17 protein-coding genes are annotated in these 21,284 nt (G+C 64.9%); 9 read left to right on the top strand and 8 right to left on the bottom strand.

The features are described from left to right. Positions 1–10 precede the first annotated feature (10 nt). From bchJ to RPB_RS19470, 3 genes are all read right to left on the bottom strand, one after another. A complete protein-coding gene (gene bchJ / locus RPB_RS19480) occupies positions 11–721 on the bottom strand; it encodes a bacteriochlorophyll 4-vinyl reductase (protein ID WP_011442741.1) in 711 nt (236 codons plus the stop codon). Further along, positions 693–2,396, bottom strand: coding sequence for a magnesium-protoporphyrin IX monomethyl ester anaerobic oxidative cyclase (gene bchE / locus RPB_RS19475; RefSeq protein WP_041798885.1), 1,704 nt, complete (start codon positions 2,394–2,396; stop codon positions 693–695). The genes bchJ and bchE overlap by 29 nt, the downstream gene beginning before the upstream one ends. A 178-nt stretch (positions 2,397–2,574) precedes the next feature. Then, complete coding sequence (locus RPB_RS19470; RefSeq protein WP_011442739.1) at positions 2,575–3,003, bottom strand: hypothetical protein; 429 nt, start codon at positions 3,001–3,003, stop codon at positions 2,575–2,577. 230 nt (positions 3,004–3,233) lie between these two features. On the opposite strand from RPB_RS19470, the gene RPB_RS19465 reads away from it, so the two are divergent. Further along, positions 3,234–3,974 carry a metallophosphoesterase family protein gene (locus RPB_RS19465; RefSeq protein ID WP_011442738.1) on the top strand — a complete coding sequence of 247 codons (741 nt, stop codon included), beginning with the start codon at positions 3,234–3,236 and terminating at the stop codon, positions 3,972–3,974. Positions 3,975–3,979: 5 nt separating this feature from the next. Continuing rightward, positions 3,980–5,431: a serine/threonine protein kinase gene (locus RPB_RS19460; RefSeq protein ID WP_041798367.1), complete on the top strand. Its 1,452-nt coding sequence runs from the start codon at positions 3,980–3,982 to the stop codon at positions 5,429–5,431. A gap of 57 nt (positions 5,432–5,488) precedes the next feature. On the opposite strand, the gene RPB_RS19455 is transcribed toward RPB_RS19460, so the two are convergent. Further along, positions 5,489–6,139 (bottom strand): BON domain-containing protein, encoded by a 651-nt coding sequence (locus RPB_RS19455; protein WP_011442736.1) that lies wholly within the window; start codon positions 6,137–6,139, stop codon positions 5,489–5,491. A gap of 375 nt (positions 6,140–6,514) precedes the next feature. Here RPB_RS19455 and RPB_RS19450 point away from each other — a divergent pair, with 375 nt between their 5' ends. The 5 genes from RPB_RS19450 to RPB_RS19430 all read left to right on the top strand — a co-directional run bounded on the left by RPB_RS19450 (position 6,515) and on the right by RPB_RS19430 (position 12,810). Further along, on the top strand, positions 6,515–8,869 hold the full coding sequence (locus tag RPB_RS19450) for a phosphoketolase family protein (RefSeq protein WP_011442735.1): 2,355 nt from the start codon (positions 6,515–6,517) through the stop codon (positions 8,867–8,869). Positions 8,870–9,035: 166 nt separating this feature from the next. Next, entirely contained in the window at positions 9,036–9,533 is a 498-nt protein-coding gene (locus tag RPB_RS19445) for a response regulator (RefSeq protein ID WP_011442734.1), read from the top strand. Positions 9,534–10,101: 568 nt separating this feature from the next. Beyond that, positions 10,102–10,977 carry a CheR family methyltransferase gene (locus RPB_RS19440; RefSeq protein ID WP_011442732.1) on the top strand — a complete coding sequence of 292 codons (876 nt, stop codon included), beginning with the start codon at positions 10,102–10,104 and terminating at the stop codon, positions 10,975–10,977. Between the two features lie 13 nt (positions 10,978–10,990). Beyond that, on the top strand, positions 10,991–11,305 hold the full coding sequence (locus tag RPB_RS19435; RefSeq protein WP_041798883.1) for a hypothetical protein: 315 nt from the start codon (positions 10,991–10,993) through the stop codon (positions 11,303–11,305). Between the two features lie 251 nt (positions 11,306–11,556). Continuing rightward, on the top strand, positions 11,557–12,810 hold the full coding sequence (locus RPB_RS19430; RefSeq protein WP_011442730.1) for an EAL domain-containing response regulator: 1,254 nt from the start codon (positions 11,557–11,559) through the stop codon (positions 12,808–12,810). Between the two features lie 25 nt (positions 12,811–12,835). Here the strand turns inward: RPB_RS19430 and RPB_RS19425 are convergent, their stop codons facing one another. Next, the gene (locus tag RPB_RS19425) at positions 12,836–15,475 is read right to left on the bottom strand and encodes a hybrid sensor histidine kinase/response regulator (RefSeq protein ID WP_011442729.1); all 2,640 of its coding nucleotides are present in this window, start codon (positions 15,473–15,475) and stop codon (positions 12,836–12,838) included. Next, a complete protein-coding gene (locus RPB_RS19420; protein ID WP_011442728.1) occupies positions 15,472–16,530 on the bottom strand; it encodes a tripartite tricarboxylate transporter substrate-binding protein in 1,059 nt (352 codons plus the stop codon). Before RPB_RS19420 ends, RPB_RS19425 begins: the two co-directional genes overlap by 4 nt. 280 nt (positions 16,531–16,810) lie before the next feature. Here RPB_RS19420 and RPB_RS19415 point away from each other — a divergent pair, with 280 nt between their 5' ends. Further along, positions 16,811–17,440, top strand: coding sequence for a response regulator transcription factor (locus RPB_RS19415; protein WP_011442727.1), 630 nt, complete (start codon positions 16,811–16,813; stop codon positions 17,438–17,440). A 21-nt stretch (positions 17,441–17,461) separates the two neighbouring features. Here RPB_RS19415 and RPB_RS19410 read toward each other — a convergent pair whose 3' ends face one another. Next, positions 17,462–18,244, bottom strand: a complete 783-nt coding sequence (locus tag RPB_RS19410) for an SDR family oxidoreductase (RefSeq protein WP_011442726.1) — start codon at positions 18,242–18,244, stop codon at positions 17,462–17,464. 107 nt (positions 18,245–18,351) lie between these two features. Here RPB_RS19410 and RPB_RS19405 point away from each other — a divergent pair, with 107 nt between their 5' ends. Continuing rightward, positions 18,352–19,113 carry a glucose 1-dehydrogenase gene (locus tag RPB_RS19405; RefSeq protein ID WP_011442725.1) on the top strand — a complete coding sequence of 254 codons (762 nt, stop codon included), beginning with the start codon at positions 18,352–18,354 and terminating at the stop codon, positions 19,111–19,113. A 501-nt stretch (positions 19,114–19,614) separates the two neighbouring features. Here the strand turns inward: RPB_RS19405 and RPB_RS19400 are convergent. Continuing rightward, positions 19,615–21,219: a GMC family oxidoreductase gene (locus RPB_RS19400; RefSeq protein WP_011442724.1), complete on the bottom strand. Its 1,605-nt coding sequence runs from the start codon at positions 21,217–21,219 to the stop codon at positions 19,615–19,617. Positions 21,220–21,284: the final 65 nt, after the last annotated feature.

Below are 21,284 nucleotides of genomic sequence, written 5' to 3'. Positions count from 1 at the left end.
CGTCCGCGGATCAACGCGCGGAAAGGGTTTCAGTGTTTGCCGCGATCGGCTGAGATCGTCGGTCGGCGTAGATGTTGGCGGCGTCCGGGATGGTGGTCCAGTCCGCGACGAAGCGGCAGCAATCGTCGCCGCGCGCTCCGCAGGTCGTTTCCGTGACCCGCGTATAGGGCGAGACCAGCACCTGGAACAGCCGCTGAAACACGGCCGCGTGCCAGACGCAGACGTGATGATCGGCGTGCTCGCCGGCGCACAGCGGATTGGCGGCGATCTCGAACGTCACCGTCCTGCCGACGCGGGCCGAAAACTTGCCCGAGCCGGCGAAGGTCCAGGCATGGGCGGTGATCGCCTTGGTCAGCATCCGGGCCGCGATCGGCGCCGGCATGAATTTCAGCACCGTTTGCGCCAGCTTCGGAATGCGGTGGGCCAGGATGTAGTCGCCGGTCCGCCGCCCCGCGTCGTCGAGGATGATCGCCGCCTGCTGCGGCGGCAACAGCCGACGCACGGTCTGGTGAATCGCCGCGACAGGGCGCTCGTCGACCATCGCGGTCGGAGGATGTGCCAGCCAGTCGCTTGCGGCCGCTTCTGAAAAAATCTCTCGGGCGGCCGGCTGAAGGCCGGCCGCGTCGAGGGCGTTGATCAGTTGCGTGACCGCGTTGGGGCCGATCTCGGCGATCGCCGGACCGGTCCCTGCGTCAGTGGCGGGTGAGCGAACCTGCTTCATTGGCGTTGTCCACCATGCGGCTGGTAACGGTCTCCGCCAATTTCTCCTTGGCGCCTTCGCAACTGATCGGTTCCGACATCTGTTCGGAGCCGCCGCCGCAGGCCGAGACGATGGCCATCTGGGAGGCTGCCGACTTGCGCGAACGATCCGCGTTGGCTTCCCAGTCGGCCATCTGCGCGTGCGAGATCTTGCGGGTGGTGTCGAAGTGGAAGTCGACCTTCTTCTTCGACTGCGGACCCCAATAGCCGACCCGGCCGAGGTCGTAGAATTTGCGTTCGAAGCCGGCCTTCAGGAACGCCTTGAGGCAGCCCAGCAGATAGCGACGGCGCCGCCCGCTGCCCGACCACGGGTAGGAGAAGAACGCCTTGTACATGTAGAACCGGCGATAATTGTTCATCACCCGGTCGAGCAGTTCGCCGCGTTCCATCGCCGCCGGCTTCACGATCGGCGTGACGAAATTGTACTTGTCGAAGTCGAACACTTCGACCTTGTCGCTCAGTTCCTTGAACAGCGGCGTGAACGGCCAGGGCGTATACATCGACCAGTTGGCCAGATCCGGCTTCCAGTCCATCGCCATGCGATAGGTTTCTTCCAGCGTCTCCGGAGTCTCGGAGTCGAGGCCGACGATGAACTGCGCCTCGGTGACGATGCCCGCTTCACGCAGCAGCCGGATCGCCTTCTTGTTGTCGGCGATCTTGGTTTCCTTGTTGAACAGGTCGAGCTTGAGCTGCGCCGCCGCCTCGGTACCGAGCGACACGTGCATCAGGCCGGCTTCGTTGTAGAACTTCAGAAGCTGCTCGTCGCGCAGGATGTCGGTGACGCGGGTGTTGATGCCCCACTGCACCTTCTTGTTCAGGCCGCGGGCGATCAGCTCTTCGCAGAACTGGATGAACTTCTTGCGGTTGATGGTGGGTTCTTCGTCGGCGAGGATGAAGAAGCCGACCTGGTATTTTTCGACCAGTTCCTGGATTTCGTCGACCACCTTCTTCGGATCGCGGACGCGATAGTCGCGCCAGAACTTCCACTGCGAGCAGAACGAACAGGTGAACGGACAGCCGCGCGCCATGTTGGGGATCGCGACCCGGGTGTTCATCGGGATGTACTTGTAGAGCGTCCAGTCGAGGATGCCCCAGTCCGGGCTGATGGCGTCGAGATCCTTCACCGTCGGCGCCGCCGGCGTCGCGACGATCTTGCTCTCGCCGTTCATGCCCTCGGTGTAGGCCAGGCCCTTGATCGCATCGCGATTGGCCGGCCAGTTGCCGGAGGCGACGGCCCGCGCGAGTTCGACGACGATCTCCTCGCCTTCGCCGCGCACGATCACGTCCACCCACGGCGCTTCAGTCAGCACCTGCTGATACATGAAGGTCGCGTGCACGCCGCCGAGCATGGTGACGATCTTGGGGTTCACCTGCTTGACGACCTTCAGGGCCTCCTCGGCCTTGTAGATCGACGGCGTGATCGAGGTCGCGCCGACCAGATCGGGCTGGTAGTCGGCGACGATCTTGGCCAGCTGTTCGTCCGACGTATCCTCGGTCATCGCATCGATGAACTTGATGTCGGTGAACCCGTTGGCCTTCAGCGCGCCCGCGAGATAGGGGGCCCATGCCGGCGGCCAGTTGCCGGCGATCTCGGCACCACCGGAATGATAATTCGGGTGAATCAGAAGGATGCGCACTGACATTTCTCCCATAATTGTCAAGAAACAGTGACACATCAGGTGTCAATGAATATTGACGCAGATCAAACGAATGGTGCTTTGGTAGTTAGTAGGCCGCTGGCAAGCGTCTTGACCACGCGGGGCTGCTCGCCCTGCTTCCGCGTCGATGTCTAGAGCTCCGCGGTCGAATCGATCTTCAGAGCTCCGCGATAAACTTGTTGTCGTGCTGAAGCGCGTCGAGCGCGTCGACGTTCAGGCAGTATTTCTGATAGGCCGGCACCAGCGTGCCCGCGGCGATGTCCGCGTCGCATTCGCGTTTGTGTTCGCACATCGTGCAGGTGCGCCTCAGATCGTTGAGCAACATAGGCTCCTTTTCGGCGAGCGCGCGAATGCTGATCCGCAGCGCTTCGAGCAGACAGGGTAGTTCCTTGGCGCTGCTGCCCTTGGTCGCGAGCGCGTGCACTTCGGCGGGTGTCAGGCCGAGGTCTTTCACCATGTTGGCCATCGCCCGTCCGAACGCTTCCAGCTCGGTCGGACTGGCGGTGATCTCTTCCCACTCGCTGATGACGGTGGCGACGGCGTCGGTCACAGGCGCGTTGCTGGTGTTCGGATTGCCGGATGACATGATCGCCTCCAACGCAACTGTTTTGCTGATATACTCATCCGCGCCCCGCATCCCATTGCGCCAGATCAAGGAGCGTGGCGTGGTTGCGATGGATCAAAGACGGGTCGTTCCGGTCCGACCGGACGCGGCAGAAAAGGCCGTCGGCACAGCGGTTTCATGCCTGCGGGCGTGAGGCGCCAACAATCGACATCCGCTCGCAAAGAGAGGATCGCGAACATGGGAGGTGGGACGTGTTGCTTGCGCTTTTTGCTGACATCCACGCCAACAGGCAGGCCTTCACGGCATGCCTCGCCAACGCGCGCGAGCAGGGAGCCGAGAAGATCATCCTGCTCGGCGACTATGTCGGCTACGGCGCCGACCCGGACTGGACCGTCGGCACGGTGGCCGATCTCGTCGATGCCGGCGCGGTCGCCATTCTCGGCAATCACGACAGCGCGATCGGCAATCCGAAGGTGCAGATGAATGCCGAAGCGGAGGCGGCGATCGAATGGACGCGCGGCCAGCTCGATGTCGCGCAGCGTCAGTTTCTCGCCGGGCTGCCGATGAAGCACGACGAGGCCAATTTGCTGTTCGTCCACTCGGAAGCGACCCGACCGGAGGGCTGGATCTACGTGACCGACACCGCGGTCGCCTCGCGCAGCATGCAGTCGGTCGCGGCGCATGTGACGTTCTGCGGCCACGTCCACAAGCCGGCGCTGTATTCACTGTCGGTCACCGGCAAGATGACCACCTTCGTGCCGACGGCCGATGTACCGGTGCACCTGCTGCCCGGCCGGCAATGGCTCGCGGTGCTGGGTTCGGTCGGGCAGCCGCGCGACGGCAATCCGGCCGCCGCCTACGGCTTGTACGATACGGTCAAACACCAGCTGACCTATTGCCGGGTGCCCTACGATGTCGACGGCGCCGCGCGCCGGATTCGCGACAATGGCCTGCCGATCTGGCTCGCCGATCGACTGCTGGCGGGGCGGTGACCGGCATGGACCAACCCTCGTTCGAGCCTGGCTCGACGGTCGACGGCTACCTGATCGAAGGCCCGCTGCATCGCGGCGGCATGGCGGAGTTGTTCGCGGTTCGCCGCGCCGACAACCCGATGCCGATGGTGATGAAGATCCCGCGAACGGGCGAGGGCGAAGACCCCGCCGCGATCGTCAGCTTCGAGATGGAGCAGATGCTGATGCCGCGGCTGAACGGGCCGCACGTCCCGCAATTCGTCGCGCTCGCGGATTTCTCGACGCAGCCCTACATCGTGATGGAACGCATCGCCGGCGAGCCGCTGCTGTCGCGGCTGCCGGATCTGCCGTTGCCCTACGACGAGGCGGCCGGGATCGCGGCGAAGATCGCCGCCGCGGTCGCCGATCTGCACCGCCAGCACGTCATCCATCACGATATCAAGCCCAGCAACATCATGTTCCGCCCGAGCGGCGAGGCGGTGCTGCTCGACATGGGCCTCGCCTGCAGCGATCAGTTGCCCGACCTGATGCAGGAAGAATTCCGGCTGCCGTTCGGCACCGCGCCCTATATGGCGCCGGAGCGGCTGCTCGGCGTGCGCAACGATCCGCGCAGCGATCTGTTCGGTCTCGGCGTGCTGTTGTATTTCTTCACCACCGGCATCCGTCCGTTCGGCGAGACCGAGACGATGTACGGCATGCGCCGGCGGCTGTGGCGCGATCCGGTGCCGCCGCGCAAATTGCGACCGGACTATCCGCCCTGGCTGCAGGAGATCGTGCTGCGCTGCCTCGAGATCCAGCCGCAGTGGCGCTATCCGACGGCGGCGCAATTGGTGTTCGATCTGACCCATCCGACCGAGGTCAAACTCACCACACGTTCCGAGAAGCTGAGGCGCGATCCGTGGAAGACGGTGCTGCGCCGGCGCTTCAACAAGGAACTGACCCGGCCGCGCCAGGAGACGCTCGCGGCGCATCTGGCGTCGGCGCCGATCATCGCGGTGGCGATCGACATCGCCGAGGGCTCCGCTGCGCTGAACGACGAATTGCGGGTCACCGCCGGGCGCATTCTCGCGACGCTGCCGTCGGCGCGGCTCGCCTGCCTCAACGTGCTCAAGCTCGGCCGCATGACCATCGACCGGACGCTCGACGAGCACGGCCACAACAAGCACGTCGATCGCCTGGTGGCGTTGCGGCACTGGGCCGAGCCGCTGAAACTCGACGACGATCGCCTCACGGCGCATGTGCTCGAGGCGGTCGATCCGGCCTCGGCGATTCTCGAATTCGCACAGGCGAGCCGGGTCGATCACATCCTGATCGGGGCGCGGCGCAATTCGGTGCTGCGCACGCTGGCCGGCAGCGTCTCGGCCAAGGTCGCGGGCGAGGCGAACTGCACTGTCACCATCGTCCGTGCCGCCGCGGCGCCGGCGCGGCCGTCCCGTCGGCCGTCGGTTTCGCAGGACAACCGGGACGATCAAGCCTGATCGTGATGGATGGGTGGTTCGGAAATCGTCGAGTCGCCTCCGGGCGGAGGCGTGGGGTCAGTTGATCATCAGACGGTCATCGACCGCTGCTACGCCGGGGGTCGACCACGCCGCGTTTTGAACCGCGCGGCGCTCGTCCCAGGTGTCGACGCTGCCCTCCAGAACGACCATATTGCCGTTCTCCACCGTGACACGGATACATTTGGAAGCGATCTCCGCGTGACGTTCGAGTGCGGATTCGAGTTTGGCGCGGATGCAGGAATGATCGCCGAGCGGATTGTTGATGACGATGGTGTTTGTGACGCCGACGACACCGGCGAGCTTGCGCACGTCGTCTTCGGCCGCGGCGCGCTCGTAGTACCAGTCGACGGTGCCGCTCAGCGTCAGCCAGCCGTTCTCGACCTGGACCTCGATCGAACTCGCCGGCACCAGAACGTTCCAGTCGAGAATATCGGACGCACGCTGCGCGATCTGATCGTCGGCGGTCCTGGTGAAGGGATAGCGAACCTCGATGCTCTCGGAGATCGCATGCACGCCTTTGACGCGTCGCGTCGCGGCGATCGCGGCGAGCTTCTCGGCGTAGCTGATGACGTGACCGGTCAGGATCACCACGTCCTTCTCGACAGCGACGGCGATGTGTCCGCTGTTGAAGCTCGGATCGAATTCGAACTCGTCAAGGATGTTTTGACGAAGCTGGGACTCAGACATGCGTGGCCTCTGGAGTTCCGCTGCGCTAACGGGCGGCATCTTCCGTGGTTGAAGGTCAAACACATTGATCCCAATCAACCGGGGGCGACGTGACCGTTGATCCACGTCAAACGTCGTCGGCGTGTTTCGCCGCCGCAATCTCGACAATCCGATTACCGAGAGTGCGCGCACGACTATCGTCTGATCTGCGCATGGCGCCGCGTTCGCGCCGGCGTGTGTCAGTTCAGTCTGACACTCGGCCGGCCACGACCTGCGGCCAACACACGAGAACCCTGCGCCATCGGATGTCGAACAGAGTCGATACTCGAAGAAGTCCATCGCGCGAGGCCGTCCGAGGCATCGCGTCAATTCGAACTGCGGAAGCTGGAGATTGAGATGTCCGACGTGTTGTCCAACGATCTGATGCAGAAGATGGACGCCTATTGGCGCGCCGCGAACTATCTGTCGGTCGGCCAGATCTATCTGCAGGACAATCCGCTGCTGGAGCAGCCGCTGCAGCTCGAGCACATCAAGCCGCGCCTGCTCGGCCATTGGGGCACGACGCCGGGGCTGAATCTGCTGTACGTCCATCTCAACCGGCTGATCACCGAGCACGACCTCGACATGATCTACATCATCGGGCCGGGCCATGGCGGCCCCGGTCTGGTGGCGAATTCCTATCTGGAGGGCTCCTATACCGAGCGCTATCCGGCGATCGAACGCAATCGCAACGGCCTACAGCGTTTGTTTCGGCAGTTTTCCTGGCCGCACGGCGTACCCAGCCACGTCTCGCCGGAGACGCCGGGTTCGATCCATGAAGGCGGCGAGCTTGGTTACTCGCTGGCGCATGCCTATGGCGCGGCCTTCGACAATCCGGATCTGATCGTCGCCTGCATCGTCGGTGACGGCGAGGCCGAAACCGGCGCGCTGGCGACGAGCTGGCATTCCAACAAGTTTCTCAATCCGGCCCGCGACGGCGCGGTGCTGCCGATCCTTCACCTCAACGGCTTCAAGATCGCCAATCCCACCGTGCTGGCGCGGATCAGCCGGCAGGAGCTCACCGACCTGATGCGCGGTTACGGCTACGAGCCGATCGTGGTCGAGGGTGACGAACCTGCGCTGGTGCACCATGCGCTCGCCGCGGCGCTGGATCGGGCGCTCGCCGACATCCAGGCGATTCAGGCGGCGGCCCGTCACCAGGGCGTCACCGCGCGGCCGCGCTGGCCGATGATCATTCTGCGCACGCCGAAGGGCTGGACCGGGCCCAAGCAGGTCGACGGCAAGCAGGTCGAGGGCACCTGGCGCGCCCATCAGGTGCCGATCGCCGATTTCAAGGATCCGGCGCATGTGCAGCTTCTGGAAACCTGGCTGCGCAGCTATCGGCCGGAGGAATTGTTCGACGCCAACGGCAAGTTCCGCGACGAACTGGCGGCGCTGGCACCGACCGGCCATTGCCGGATGAGCGCCAATCCGCATGCCAATGGCGGCGAGCTGCTGCAGCCGCTGTCGCTGCCGGACTTCCGCAACTACGCGGTGGCGCTGTCTGCGCCCGGTGCGGCCAAGGCCGAAGCGACGCGGGCGCTCGGCACGTTCCTGCGCGACGTGATGCGCGACAATCTCGAGACGAAGAACTTCCGTCTATTCGGTCCGGACGAGACCGCCTCGAACCGCCTCGACGGCGTGCTCGAAGTCACCGACAAGCAATGGATGGCGGACATTGAGGATGTCGACATCGCGCTCGGCCCCGACGGCCGGGTCATGGAGGTGCTGAGCGAGCATCTGTGCCAGGGCTGGCTCGAGGGCTATCTCCTCACCGGCCGCCACGGCCTGTTCTCCTGCTATGAGGCGTTCATTCACATCATCGATTCGATGTTCAACCAGCACGCCAAATGGCTGAAGGCCTGCGACGCCATTCCGTGGCGACGCCCGATCGCCTCGCTCAACTATCTGCTGACCTCGCATGTCTGGCGCCAGGATCACAACGGCTTCTCGCACCAGGATCCGGGCTTCATCGACCACGTCGTCAACAAGAAGGCCAGCGTCGTCCGCGTCTATCTGCCGCCGGATGCGAACTGCCTGTTGTCGGTGGCGGATCACTGCCTGCGCAGCCGCAACTACGTCAACCTGATCGTCGCGGGCAAGCAGCCCGAGTGGCAGTGGCTCGACATCGACGCCGCGGTCCGGCATTGCACCGCCGGCGCTGGGATCTGGCATTGGGCGAGCAACGACGACGGCGATCCCGACGTGGTGATGGCCTGCGCCGGCGATGTCCCGACCGTCGAGACGCTGGCGGCGGTGATGCTGCTGCGCGAATATGTACCGGACATCCGCATCCGCGTCGTCAATGTCGTCGATCTGATGGTGTTGCAGCCGAGCTCCGAGCATCCCCACGGGCTCGACGATCGGCGGTTCGACGAACTGTTCACCGTCGACAAGCCGGTGGTGTTCGCGTTCCACGGCTATCCCTGGCTGATCCACCGACTGACCTACCGGCGGCGCAATCACTTCAATATCCATGTGCGCGGCTACAAGGAGGAGGGCAGCACCACCACACCGTTCGACATGGTGGTGCTGAATGATCTCGATCGCTACCGGCTCGCGCTGGATGCGATCCGACGAATTCCGAGGCTTGCGGGGCAGGTCGAATCGGCGACCGACAGGTACTGGGCTACGATGCAGCGGCACAAGCTGTATATCGGCGAGCACGGTGACGACATGCCCGAAATACGCGATTGGCGCTGGCAGGCGTGAGGCGGCGACGCCTCCGCCCGGTCGAATTGTCGCCAAGCCGGAAAGGCGCCATCAACCAGTCGCGGTCGATTCGAACAGGTTGGCCCTGCCGGCGTCCTCGGATTAACCAGCGGTTGCGCTCGGCCCGCTATGGCTCGGAATGAGACATTCTGACAGGAGCGGACCGATGGCCACGCGCGAACACGACGCAGCGCATGCGGAGACCGTGCCCGACAAACTACTCGGGTTGCTGAACCTATTGGTGATCGACGACGATCCGACGCAGCGCATGCTGATCGCCGGCGCTGCCGAAAAGGCCGGGTACAGCGTGACCCAGGCGGCGTCCTGTGCCGAAGGCATCGCGCTCGTCCGCGAGCAGAGTTTCGATTGCATCACCCTCGATCTGATGCTCGACGACGGCGACGGCGCCGACGTCATGCGGGCGATGGCGGACGCTCGCTACAGCGGTCCGATGATCGTGATCAGCGGCATGAATTCAGAGCGCCGGCGCGCTTCGCGTGCGCTCGCCCGTTCGCTCGGGATGGATCTGCTGCAGAGTTTCCCGAAGCCGATCGACCTCGCGGCGCTGCGGATATCGCTGGCCAACCTCCGCAGCAACGTCGCCGGCCTGCCGATCGTCCATTCCTGGGGCGAGGTGTGCGGCCCGCGGTTCGACGACCGCTGAGCCGCCGGACGGCCCCTCCCGCGAACTCGTGACGCTCCCGACCCGGCGCTCCGGCATTGCCGGCGGCGACCAGTCCGGCCGCGTCTCCGCGGCGGGCGGTCACGGGCCACGGCTCGATTCCACATGCGCGACCCGTCGTCAGACGAGACCTCGTGGGTCATCGACAGGGCGTGACCGCCGGGTCGCGACTGCGCAAAAGCACGTCCCGCCTGGTGTTCGCTCCGGGCCCGGTGGTCGGCGTCGCCGTGGCTGGTACGACTACCAGGAGTAAAATTAACGAGAGTGAAGGCCTATCCCGGCTAGATCAGCAAGAATGCGAACTCCGATCGGCAGGGCGGCCCCGGCCGGACATCGGGATCGAGAAAGGCGCTGAGGGATGCATGATGTTGTGTTGCGAGGCCTCGCCGAGCGCCCGGCGGCCCAAATATCCGCATCTCCAGCGGGCGTGATCGCCGATCCGGCGATTTTCCCGACGGCCGGGTGAGGTCGATATCATGACGGGAGGCAGGGATCGACCGGCCGTCCGTCAACGTGATCTGTCGCACGCGAATTCTGCAGGAAGCAGCAAATGACCCCGCTCGACTACGACTATTTGCAGAAGATTTTGAAGGACCGGTCCGGCCTCATGCTGTCTGCGGACAAGAAGTATCTGCTCGAAAGCAGGTTGCTTCCGCTGGCGCGAAAGATGGGGCTGCCCGGCATCAGCGAACTCGTCCAGAAGATGCGATCCGGCTCGGAGGCGGTCACCCACGACGTGGTCGAGGCGATGACCACGAACGAGACCTTCTTCTTTCGGGACAAGACGCCGTTCGATCACTTCAAGGACAGCGTGATCCCCGAATTGATCAAGGCCCGCGCCGGGCGACGCAGCCTGCGGATCTGGTGCGCGGCGTCATCGACCGGCCAGGAGCCCTATTCGCTGGCGATGATCCTGAAGGAGAAGGCGGCCGAACTCGCCGGCTGGCGGATCGAGATCATCGCGACCGACCTGTCGCCCGAGGTTCTCGAGAAATCCAGGGCGGGACTGTACACCCAGTTCGAGGTCCAGCGCGGCCTGCCGATCCAGTTTCTGGTGAAGTATTTCAAGCAAACCGGCACGATGTGGCAACTCAATGCCGACGTGCGCTCGATGGTCCAGTTTCGGCCGTTCAACCTGCTGCAGGACTTCGCGCCGCTCGGAAAGTTCGACGTCATCTTCTGTCGCAACGTGCTGATCTATTTCGATCAGGCGACCAAGTCGGACATCTTCAACCGGCTGATGAAGGCCAACGAGCCCGACGGCTATCTGTTTCTCGGCGCGGCCGAGACCGTGGTCGGCCTGACCGAGAGTTACAAGGTTTGTCCGAAGCGCCGCGGCGTCTATCTGCCCAATGTGGCGGCTCCGTCGACGGCGTCGAGCATTGCAGCGGGCGGTCTCAAGCCTGTGAGCTTTGCCGGCCGATAGCAAGGAGGTGGCATTGACCACCGAGAACGCCGCAACGGACAGAGTCGCATTCGGGCGAGGCTACAACGTCTGGATCATGGGGATCGACGGAACCTGGCGGCGGAGCTGCGTTCTCAAGGCAATTTCGAATTCCGAGGCGGAACTGGAGCTGGAAGGCTCGATCGAGGGATTGAACCTCAAGGAGTTCTTTCTGCTGTTGTCGTCGACCGGGCTGGCCTACCGGCGCTGCGAACTGATCCGGGTCAACGGCTCCGAGATCGACGTGCGCTTCCTCAAGACCAAGAACAAGGCCGGCCGGTCGAGCGGCAGCTCCGCAATGGCCAATTGAGCGCAAGTCGGGTTGGAAGACCGCTAACCATTCCATCGCTCCGCTGGGCACATGCGTATTCGGACAAGAATTCGTTCAGCAGAAGTGGGTAGTCTGGGTCGTGGGTCCAGCCGAGCCGATCGCGACATCGGCCCGAGCGTGATCGCGAAAGGTGGATGCCGGTCTTCGGAAACGTCGTGCTCGAACGAGAAACGCGAGCGGGACGCATAGTCGAAGATTGATCGTCCTGCTCGAATACAACGGAATCGTCGATGCCGGATTCGACCGATCAAGCGCAGGCCGCACGCATCCTCGTCGTCGACGACGACCCGGTGCAGGGTGCCATCATCAGCGGCGTGTGTCGACGACGCGGCTATCGACCAACCTTCGCATCGTCGTATCAGGCAGCGGTCGATCAGATCGCCGCGGGCGACTTCGAGTGTATCACCATCGATCTTTCGCTCGGTGATCGCGACGGAATCGAATTGCTGCGTCTGATCGCCGGCGGCGGCAGGTCGCCGCGCGTGATCGTGATCAGCGGTTGCGACCAGCGGATCCTCAGCGCGACGGTCAGAATGGCGCACGCGGTCGGAGTCGTCGATGCGGTGTCGCTGCAGAAGCCGATCGATCTGGCCTCGCTCGGCGACGCGCTGAGCTTCGGCGCCGGTGAACAGCCGTCGTTGCGGCATCGGCCCGATCGGCAATCACGTCCGGTCACGGCAGCCGATCTGTCGCGGGGCCTCGAGACCGGCGAGCTCTATCCGGCGTTTCAGCCGAAGGTGAATCTCGCGACCGGACGGGTGGTCGGTTGTGAAGCGCTGGCGCGATGGGACAGTCCGACCTTCGGCTCGGTCGGCCCCGATGTGTTCATCCCGCTCGCCGAACAGAGCGGGCTGATCAAGCCGCTCACGCTGCTGATGCTCCGGCAGTCGATCGAGCTCGCGCGCTATTTCTTCGACATCGATCCCTCGTTCTCGGTGGCCGTCAATCTGTCGGCGGCGCTGCTGTCGGATACGACCATCCCCGAAGAGGTCGAGCGATTGCTCGATGGGACCGGTCTGCCGGCGCGCTCGCTGATCATCGAGGTCACCGAGTCCACGGCGATGACCGATATCGCCTGCGCGATGGACATCATGCTGCGGCTTCGGATCAAGGGCGTCGGGATTTCGATCGACGATTTCGGTACCGGCTATTCATCGCTCGCGGTGCTCGCCAGAATGCCCTTCAGCGAGCTCAAGATCGATCGCAGTTTCGTCAGGGATTGCCTCACCGACGCCGACATGTGGAAAGTGGTGTCGGTGTCGGTCGCGATCGCGCATCAGTACAACATGCAGGCGGTGGCCGAGGGCATCGAGGATGCCGAAACCTGGCGGGCCCTCGATGGATTGGGGTGCGATATCGGCCAGGGATTCGGCTTCTCGCGGGCGCTGCGCAGAGGCGCTTTCGTCGAGTGGTGCCGGCACTGGGACGAGCGGCTGACGTCGGTCGGTCCGGCGGCGGAGCGACACCGCGCCTGCGCCACCTGAATTGCGCCCCGCCCGGCGCGCCGGCTCATGCCGGGTCGGCGAATTCGACCAGACAATCGTCACCGATCGGCGCCCGCTGTGCGGCTGCGAACGCGGCCCTGATCTCCGAGACCTGCGCGACGTAGCCGGCTTCTGACAGTTGCGGCGCGGTGCGCTCGAGTTCGCGGGCGAGGCTCGCGAGCCGGTCGAGCCCGAAGGTGGCTGCCGCGCTCTTCAGCGAATGCGCTTCGCGTTCGATCTTTCGCCGGTCGGTTCCGATCTCGAGGGCCGCCAGCAATTCGAGCCGCGCCGCGGTGTCCCGGATGAACACCGCCAGCACATCGCGGCTCGACTGCTCGCCGATTTCGGCGACCAGATGATCGAATGCGGTTTTCCCGACGTAGAGGCGGACGGCGGCGCCGGTGTCGACCGCATGGGCGATCGGCGCCGGAGCCCGCGGCGTTGCGGTGCCGTTCTGCGAGCCGGTGGGCGGCGGGGCTCCGGTCGCCTCCGGCGCCGGCCGGACGCTGCGCGCGCCCGGCGACGGGAGCGGCGGCAGCGCGCGCAGGATGGCGCCGACCAGCACGTTCTTGCGGACCGGTTTGGCGATGTGATCGTTCATGCCGGCCTCGCGGCAGGCCTTCTCGTCCTCGGCGAATGCGTTCGCGGTGAACGCGATGATCGGAACCGTCGCCAGCGCGCCCCCCTTGGCGCGGATCGCGCGGGTCGCTTCCAGCCCGTCCATCTCCGGCATCCGCATGTCCATCAGGATCGCGTCGTAACTGAACCGCGTCGCCGCCGTGACGGCTTCGGCGCCGTCGCAGGCCGTGTCGCACTGGATCGCGAATTCGCTCAGCATCTGGCCGGCGACCGCGCGGTTGGTGGGGTTGTCGTCGACGATCAGCAGCCGCAATGGCCGTCCGCCGGCGGCGATCCGCGCCTTCAGATCGACGTAGCGAAGCTGGTGGTCTTCCTCCTTCGGCGGAACGTCCGTCGTGACCGGCAGCGTCAGCGTGAAGCGGAACGCGGAACCCTGGCCCGGCGTCGAGGTGACGTTGATCCGCCCGCCCATCTGTTCGATCAGGCGCCGGCTGATGGCGAGGCCGAGCCCCGACCCGCCGAACCGGCGCCGGATCGAATTGTCGGCTTGGACGAAATCACTGAACAGAGATTCGATCTTGTCGGGGTCGATCCCGATCCCGGTGTCGCTGACGGTCCATTGAATGCGCGCGGCAGAGCCGTCGTTCGATAGACATTCCAGCGCGACGACGATCTTCCCCGACGAGGTGAACTTCACCGCGTTGGAAAGCAGATTGAGCAGGACCTGGCGAATCCGTCCAGGATCGCCGATCAGCGCCCGTGGCAGATCATCGCTGATGTCGGTGCCGATCGCGAGCCCCTTGGCGATCGCGCGCGGGCCGATCATGCTCAGCGAATGTTCGACGATGTTGTGCGGCGAAAACGGGATCAGTTCGAGCGACAGCCGTCCGGCTTCGAGCTTGGAGAAATCGAGAATGTCGTCGAGGATCTCCAGCAGGTTGTCGCCGGCGTCGTGAATGCCGACGACGGCGCGACGCTGGTCGGCGTCGAGCCTGGTCTCGAGCAGGTTGTTGGCGAGGCCGAGCACCGCATTCATGGGGGTGCGGATCTCGTGGCTCATCATCGCCACGAAGCTCGATTTCGCGGCGCTGGCGGCTTCGGCGGCCTCGGTGTAGACGGCCTGCTTGTTCCACCAGCGGGCGATCGCGATGCTGCCGGTGAGGATGATCAGTGCGCTGACGACCGACATGGCGATCAGCAGCGTCGCCATCTCCTGCCAGCTGCGCAGCAAGCCGTCCTCGTGCTGTGCCACCGTCACCAGAACCGGATAGTTCGGCAGCATCCGCGCCGAACGGATCAGGGGCTTGCCGATTCCGCTGCCGGCCTCGCGGAGCTTGCCGCCGGCCTCCAAGGCGCTGCGTCCGCCGGACGATTTCAACCGGCCGATCGCCTCCGAATGCGGATATGCCGCCAGCAGCAGGTCGTCGTCGCGCACCAGCGCGATCTCGGTATCCGGACCGGGCGCGGTCGCGGCGAAGAAATTCTCGACGTAGCGCTGCGACATCGCCCCCAACAGCATCCCCATGAACTTACCGTTGGGGTCGTCGAGGCGGCGTGCGAGGTAGATGGTCCAGGTACCGTTGCCGCGGTTCCGGACCGGCGCGCTGATGAAGGTCTCGAGATTGGTGTCGCTGCTGAGCGCCTTGAAGTAATCACGGTCCGACACGTCGACGTCGGGGATCGGCCAATAGCGCGAGAAGTTGATCAGCTTTCCCTGGTCGTCGATCAACGACACGGCGTCGATCTGGGGCAGGCCGGTGATCTTCTCCTTCAGCAGGATATGGGTGTCCTGACCGGACACCGTGCGCTTGTAGGAATGGCCGTCGGTGACTTCGCGCCGAGCGAGATAGTCGCTGACGCTGGACAGCACGAGGTCGAGCGACTTGAACGAGCGGTCGGCTTCCTCCGAGAGGGTGAGATTGTAGCGCTGCAGATTGGCTTCCGCGGTCTGCAGCGTGGTCTCGCGCAGGTTGCCGAGAAAAATCAGATTGGTCCCGAAGATCGACAGGATCAGCGCGACCGCGGTGAGCCTGAGGGCGATCTTCGAGCGTTTGAGCTGGGGGCGGATCGAGGCGGGAAGGGTCATTGCCGTACCCGCGAACCGTCCAATACGGCGGCCGGTCGGGACAGCGACCGCCATCGCGTGGCTTCGCGTTCGATCAGCGTGGCGAGCGTGGACGCGCTGCGCTCGTCTGCGAGCGGGATTTCGCCGCCGAGACTGCCCAGCGCCTGGCGGACCTCGGGATCGTCGAGCGCGTGAGCCAACGCGGCGTTGAGTCCATCGACGATGTGCTGCGGCGTTGCTTTCGGCGCGAACAGCGCGCTCCAGGCTGAGATTTCGAAATCGGGGAAGCCGGCTTCGGCGGAGGTCGGGACGTCCGGCAGGATCGGACTTCGCCGGCCCGAGGAGATCGCCAGCGCCTTCACCTCTCCGGTTCCGACGCGCGGCGCCGCGCCGACGATCTGATCACACATATAGTCGACGCGTCCGGCGATGAGCGCCTTCAGTGCCGGGCCGGTGCCCTGAAACGCCTGCGTTGCGGGATGAATGTCGCCGATCGTGTTGAACAGCGTGCAGGTCGCATGGGAGATCGAGCCGAAACCGGCGTGTGCCATCGTGATAGCTTTGCCGTGCTTGCTCGAATAGCGCACCAGATCAGCGAGATCGTGCACTGGCAGGCCGCGCCGGACGACCACGAGAACCGGCGTTCTCACCACCAGCCCGATCGGCGTGAAGTCCGTGACGGGATCGTAGACCAGTTGCGGGTATGCCGCGAGCGCGCTGCCGTGAGTTCCCATGTGCCCCATCAGCAGCGTGTAGCCATCCGGAGCGGCGCGCGTCGCGCGGATTGCCGCAGTAGTACCACCGGCGCCGACGACGTTTTCGACGATGATCTGCTGCCCGAGCCGCTTTGCCAGATGGTCGGTGACGATATGGGTGACGATGTCGGTCGGCCCCCCGGCGGCGAACGGTACGATCACCGTGATGGCCCGCACCGGATAGGCCGGCCCGGCCCCCGAGGGCGTCGCCAAGATCGCAGCGACGAGCAGGCCGAAACACGCCCTGTGCAGCAGTCGTCCCAGGTTATCCCCTCGACATGTCCGCATCTCGGCTGCGTCGCTTGCTCGAATCTGGTTCATGGTGCTATGCGGACGAAGATTGGCGTTCGTGTATTATTTCAGAGACGAATGAGCAGCGCGTAAATAGTGCCGGGCACGTTGGCGCAATCAGCGCCGATATCCAGGCGATCATTGTCCGGGAGAAGTCTCCGTTCGTCGGTCGGAGGCAGATAGCACCGCCGCCGTATTGGGTTTCATTCTTTGTTGTAACGTTTTAGTGCCGTCTGAGAAGTATCTTGGAGCCTCGTATAGATACGGGGCGTGGGCTTAGAGTTCGTTCAAGTGTTTTGGAGGTCGATTGATGAATGAGAAGCCAGCAGCCCGGGAGGTGTTCGTCGTCGACGACGATCCGGCCGTGCGCGAGACGCTTTCGATTGTGCTGTCCACGGCGGGCTACGAGGTGATCTGCTTCGCCGACGGCGAATCTCTGCTCGCGGTGGCGCGCAGCCGCAGTCCCGCCTGTATCCTGCTCGATGTCCATATTCCGGGGCGGTCAGGGCTCGACATTCTGGCCGAGCTGCACGCCGAGGATTATCCGGCGCCGATCTTCATGATTTCTGGCAAGGGCGATATCGCGATGGCGGTCAATGCCATCAAGAACGGCGCGCTGGATTTCATCGAGAAGCCGTTCCGCGGCAAGGAGATCGTCGCCCGGGTCGAGGAGGCGATCGACGCCTTCCAGCGCCGGCGCGGGCCCGGCACGGAAGTGAAGGCGCCGTCCTATGTCTTCCCGGGCAAGGAGCCGCTGACGCTGCGGGAGCGGGAGGTGCTGGAGTTGTTCGCGTCGGGCAACACCAACAAGGAGGCGGGCCGCCAGCTCGGCATCAGCCCGCGCACCATCGAGTATCACCGCGCCAACATCATGAAGAAGCTCGGCGCGCGCAACGCCACCGACCTGGTTCGGATCGTGATGACCGCGCCCAAGGCCTGACGGCGGCGCGGGCCGCCCCCGTCACAGCGTGCCGGGGAAGGCGCCGCCGTCGAGCAGGATGTTCTGGCCGGTGATGTAGCCGGATTTTGCGCCGCACAAGAATGCGCAGGCGAGTCCGAACTCTTCCGGATCGCCGAACCGGCCGGCCGGGTTCTCGTTCATCCGCGTCTGCAGGATCTGCTCCACCGGCACGCCGGAGGCTTTAGCCTGGCCGGCGGACACGCCGCGCAGCCGGTCGGTGTCGAACGGGCCCGGCAGCAGCGCGTTGATCGTCACATTGTGCCGCACGGTCTTGCGCGACAGCCCGGCGACGAAGCCGGTCAGCCCGGTGCGCGCGCCATTGGACAGGCCGAGCACGTCGATTGGCGCCTTGACTGCGGCCGAGGTGATGTTGACGATCCGGCCGAATTTTCGCGCGATCATCTGGTCGACGGTCGCCTTGATCAGTTCGATCGGCGTCAGCATGTTGGCGTCGAGCGCCTTGATCCAGTCGTCGCGGGTCCAGTTGCGGAAATCGCCGGGCGGCGGACCGCCGGCATTGTTCACCAGAATGTCGGGCTCCGGGCAGGCCTGCAGCGCGGCGGCGCGCCCTTCGGGCGTGGTGATGTCTCCGGCCACTTCGATGATCTCGACATCCGGATAGGCCTTTCGCAGATCGGCCGCAGCCTGGGCCAGCGCTTCCGCGCCGCGCGCCGTCATCGTCACATGCACGCCTTCGGCTGCGAGCGCCGCGGCGCAGGCGCGGCCCAGTCCCTTGCTCGATGCGCAGACCAGCGCGCGGCGGCCCTTGATTCCCAGATCCACGTTTCACTCCCGAATGGATGGCGATGTCGGTGAGGCCGGCACTCTAGCCAACCCGGCCCGGCATGATAAGGGGAGGGCAACGCATAACGCATCAACGGGAAACGCGCATGGATCAACTGTTCGACGTCAGCAACGAAGTCATCCTCGTCACCGGCGCCTCGCAAGGGTTGGGGCGGCAGTTCGCGCGCGTGCTCGCCGAGCGCGGCGCCGCCGTCGTGCTCGCGGCGCGGCAGACCGACAAGCTGAAAAGCCTCGAACAGGAGATCACGGGCAACGGCGGCCGCGCCGTCGCGGTGCAGATGGACGTCACCGATCTGGCCTCGATGGCGAGCGCGCTCGACCAGGGCGAGGCGGCGCTCGGCCCGATCACTGTGCTGATCAACAATGCCGGCGTCGCCACCGAAAAGCTCGCGGTCGACACCAGCGAAGCCGATTGGGACAAGGTGATCGGCGCCAATCTCAAGGGCGCGTACTTCCTCGCGACGGAGGTCGCGCGTCGGATGATCGCGCGACAGCAGGGCGGCAACATCGTCAACATCGCCTCGGTGCTCGGCGAGAGCGTGCTGAAATTCGTTTCGCCTTATGCGATCTCGAAAGCCGGCATCATCCAAGCGACCAAGGCGCTGGCGCTCGAACTCGCCAGCTCGCGCATCCGCGTCAACGCGCTGGCGCCGGGCTATATCGACACCGACATCAACCACGCGCTGTGGTCGACGCCGGCCGGCGAGAAGCTCGTCAAAGGCATCCCCCAGCGCCGCGTCGGCCACGAGTCCGATCTCGACGGCGCGATTCTGCTACTGGCCTCGAACGCGTCGCGCTACATGACGGGGAGCGTTGTGACGGTGGATGGCGGGTTCTTGCTGGGGTAGCGATCAAGCATCACCTCACGGTCGTCATTCCGGGGCATGCAGCGAAGCTGCGCGAACCCGGAATCCATAACCGCCGCGTTCTCCTAATAAGCAAGACGGATCAGCGTCTATGCCTCCCAACGCATGCAGAGAGTATGGATTCCGGGTCAGCGCTGCTACGCAGCGCATCCCGGAATGACGAAACTACTAGAGCGCTTCATCGACTGATTGAAGCAATGCGGCCGTCTCAAGTGCGGAGTCGTCATCCTGAGGTGCGCGCCCTTGCGCGCCTCGAAGGATGCGGCCCCGAGGTGCCTGCGGCCCATCCTTCGAGGCCCGCCGCGCCGCGCACAGCGCGGCCCGGCGGGCACCTCAGGATGACGGCGGCAATCCGATCGCGAGCGGTGATTCCATCAAAGCAGGGCCGCTCTGGATGTCGTTCGCGCTCAGGTGGGCAAGCACCTCTCGCTCGTCATTCCGGGGCGCGCTTAGCGCGAACCCGGAATGACTCCCGGTGAAGATTCAGTTCGCCCGGATCTCCTCCCGGATCATGTCCGCGGCCTTCTCGCCGATCATGATCGTCGGCGCGTTGGTGTTGCCGCCGATCAGGGTCGGCATGACCGAGGCGTCGACGATGCGCAGCCCGCCGATTCCGTGCACACGAAGCTGCGGATCGACCACCGCCATCGGATCGCTGCCCATCCTGCAGGTGCCGACCGGGTGATACACGGTGTCGACGCGGGCGCGCAGGATGGCGCGGATGTCGTCATCGGTGCGGACGTCGGCGGTGAACAGATCCTTCTGCTGCAGCGCGCGGAGCGCGGGGGCTTCCATCAACCGCCGCGTGGTCTTGTAGCCTGCGACCATCGCCTCGAGATCGTCCGCCTCGCCGAGAAAGTTGGGGTCGATCAGCGGCGGCGCCAGCGGATCGGCGCTTGCGAGGCCGACGCTGCCGCGGCTTTTCGGCCGCAGCAGGCAGACATGGCAGGAAAAGCCCGTGCCCCAGCGCCGTTTGCGGCCGTGGTCGTCGACCATCGCCATGCCGAAATGCAACTGCACGTCGGGCACGTCGAGGTCCGGTCGCGTTTTCAGGAAGCCGCCGCATTCGGCGAAGTTGGTCGTGAGCGGGCCGCGGCCCTCGCGGCGGTACTGGCCGATCCGCGACAGCAACCGGCCGATGCCGGTGAAGCTGGTGCCGGTGAAATATGGGCTGTCGGATTGATAGGCGAAGATGAAGTCGGGGTGATCCTGCAAATTCTGCCCGACGCCGGGCAGATGATGCGTCGGCGCGATGCCGTGCTGCTGCAGCGTGGCGGCGTCGCCGATGCCGGACAGCATCAGCAGTTGCGGCGACTGGAACGCGCCGGACGCGACGATGACTTCGCGCCGCGCGCGGATCTGCCGGGCTTCGTCGTTCTGGCGATATTCGACGCCGACCGCGCGACCGCCCTCGAACAGGATGCGGGTGGCCTGCGCCTGCGTCTCGACGCGCAGATTGGGCCGCGTCGCCATGTAGGGATGCACATAGGCGCGGGCCGCGCTCCAGCGCTCGCCATTGTGCTGGGTGAGCTGATACAGGCCGAGGCCTTCCTGCTCCTCGCCGTTGAAATCGTCGCGAATGCGGAATTGCGCCTCGCGCGCCGCCTGCAGGAAGATCTCGTGCACCGGATTGTCGGTGCGGAGTTTGTTGACGTGCAGCGGGCCGCTCTGGCCGTGATACGCGCCGTTGAAATCGGAATTGCTCTCCGAACGTTTGAAATACGGCAGCACGTCGGCATAGGACCAGCCGGTGGCGCCGAGTTCGGCCCAGTGGTCATAGTCCCATTGATGGCCGCGAATGTAGACCATGGCGTTGATCGCCGACGATCCGCCGAGCCCCTTGCCGCGCGGCTGATAGCCGATCCGGCCGTTGAGGCCGGGCTGCGGCACCGTCTCGAAGTGCCAGTTGTTGAGTTTGCTCGGCACCATCAGCGACAGCGCATAGGGTGTCTTCACCACCCAATTGTCGGCGGTGCCGCCGGCTTCCAGCAAAGCCACCGACGTGCCGGGATCTTCCGACAGCCTTCCTGCGACCGCGCAGCCGCCCGAGCCGCCGCCGACCACGACAAAGTCATAGGTGTCCGTCATCGTCCCCTCCGGATATTTGGTGTTGGTCTTGTTTTTGGCCGCGCCGTCTCGTTGGACGGGCGGGT

The organism is Rhodopseudomonas palustris HaA2, assembly GCF_000013365.1.
In the GTDB taxonomy this organism is placed as follows: Bacteria; Pseudomonadota; Alphaproteobacteria; order Rhizobiales; family Xanthobacteraceae; genus Rhodopseudomonas; species Rhodopseudomonas palustris_J.
Note: the sequence above shows the minus strand (reverse complement) of the source record. Positions and strands in the feature narration are given on the sequence as shown.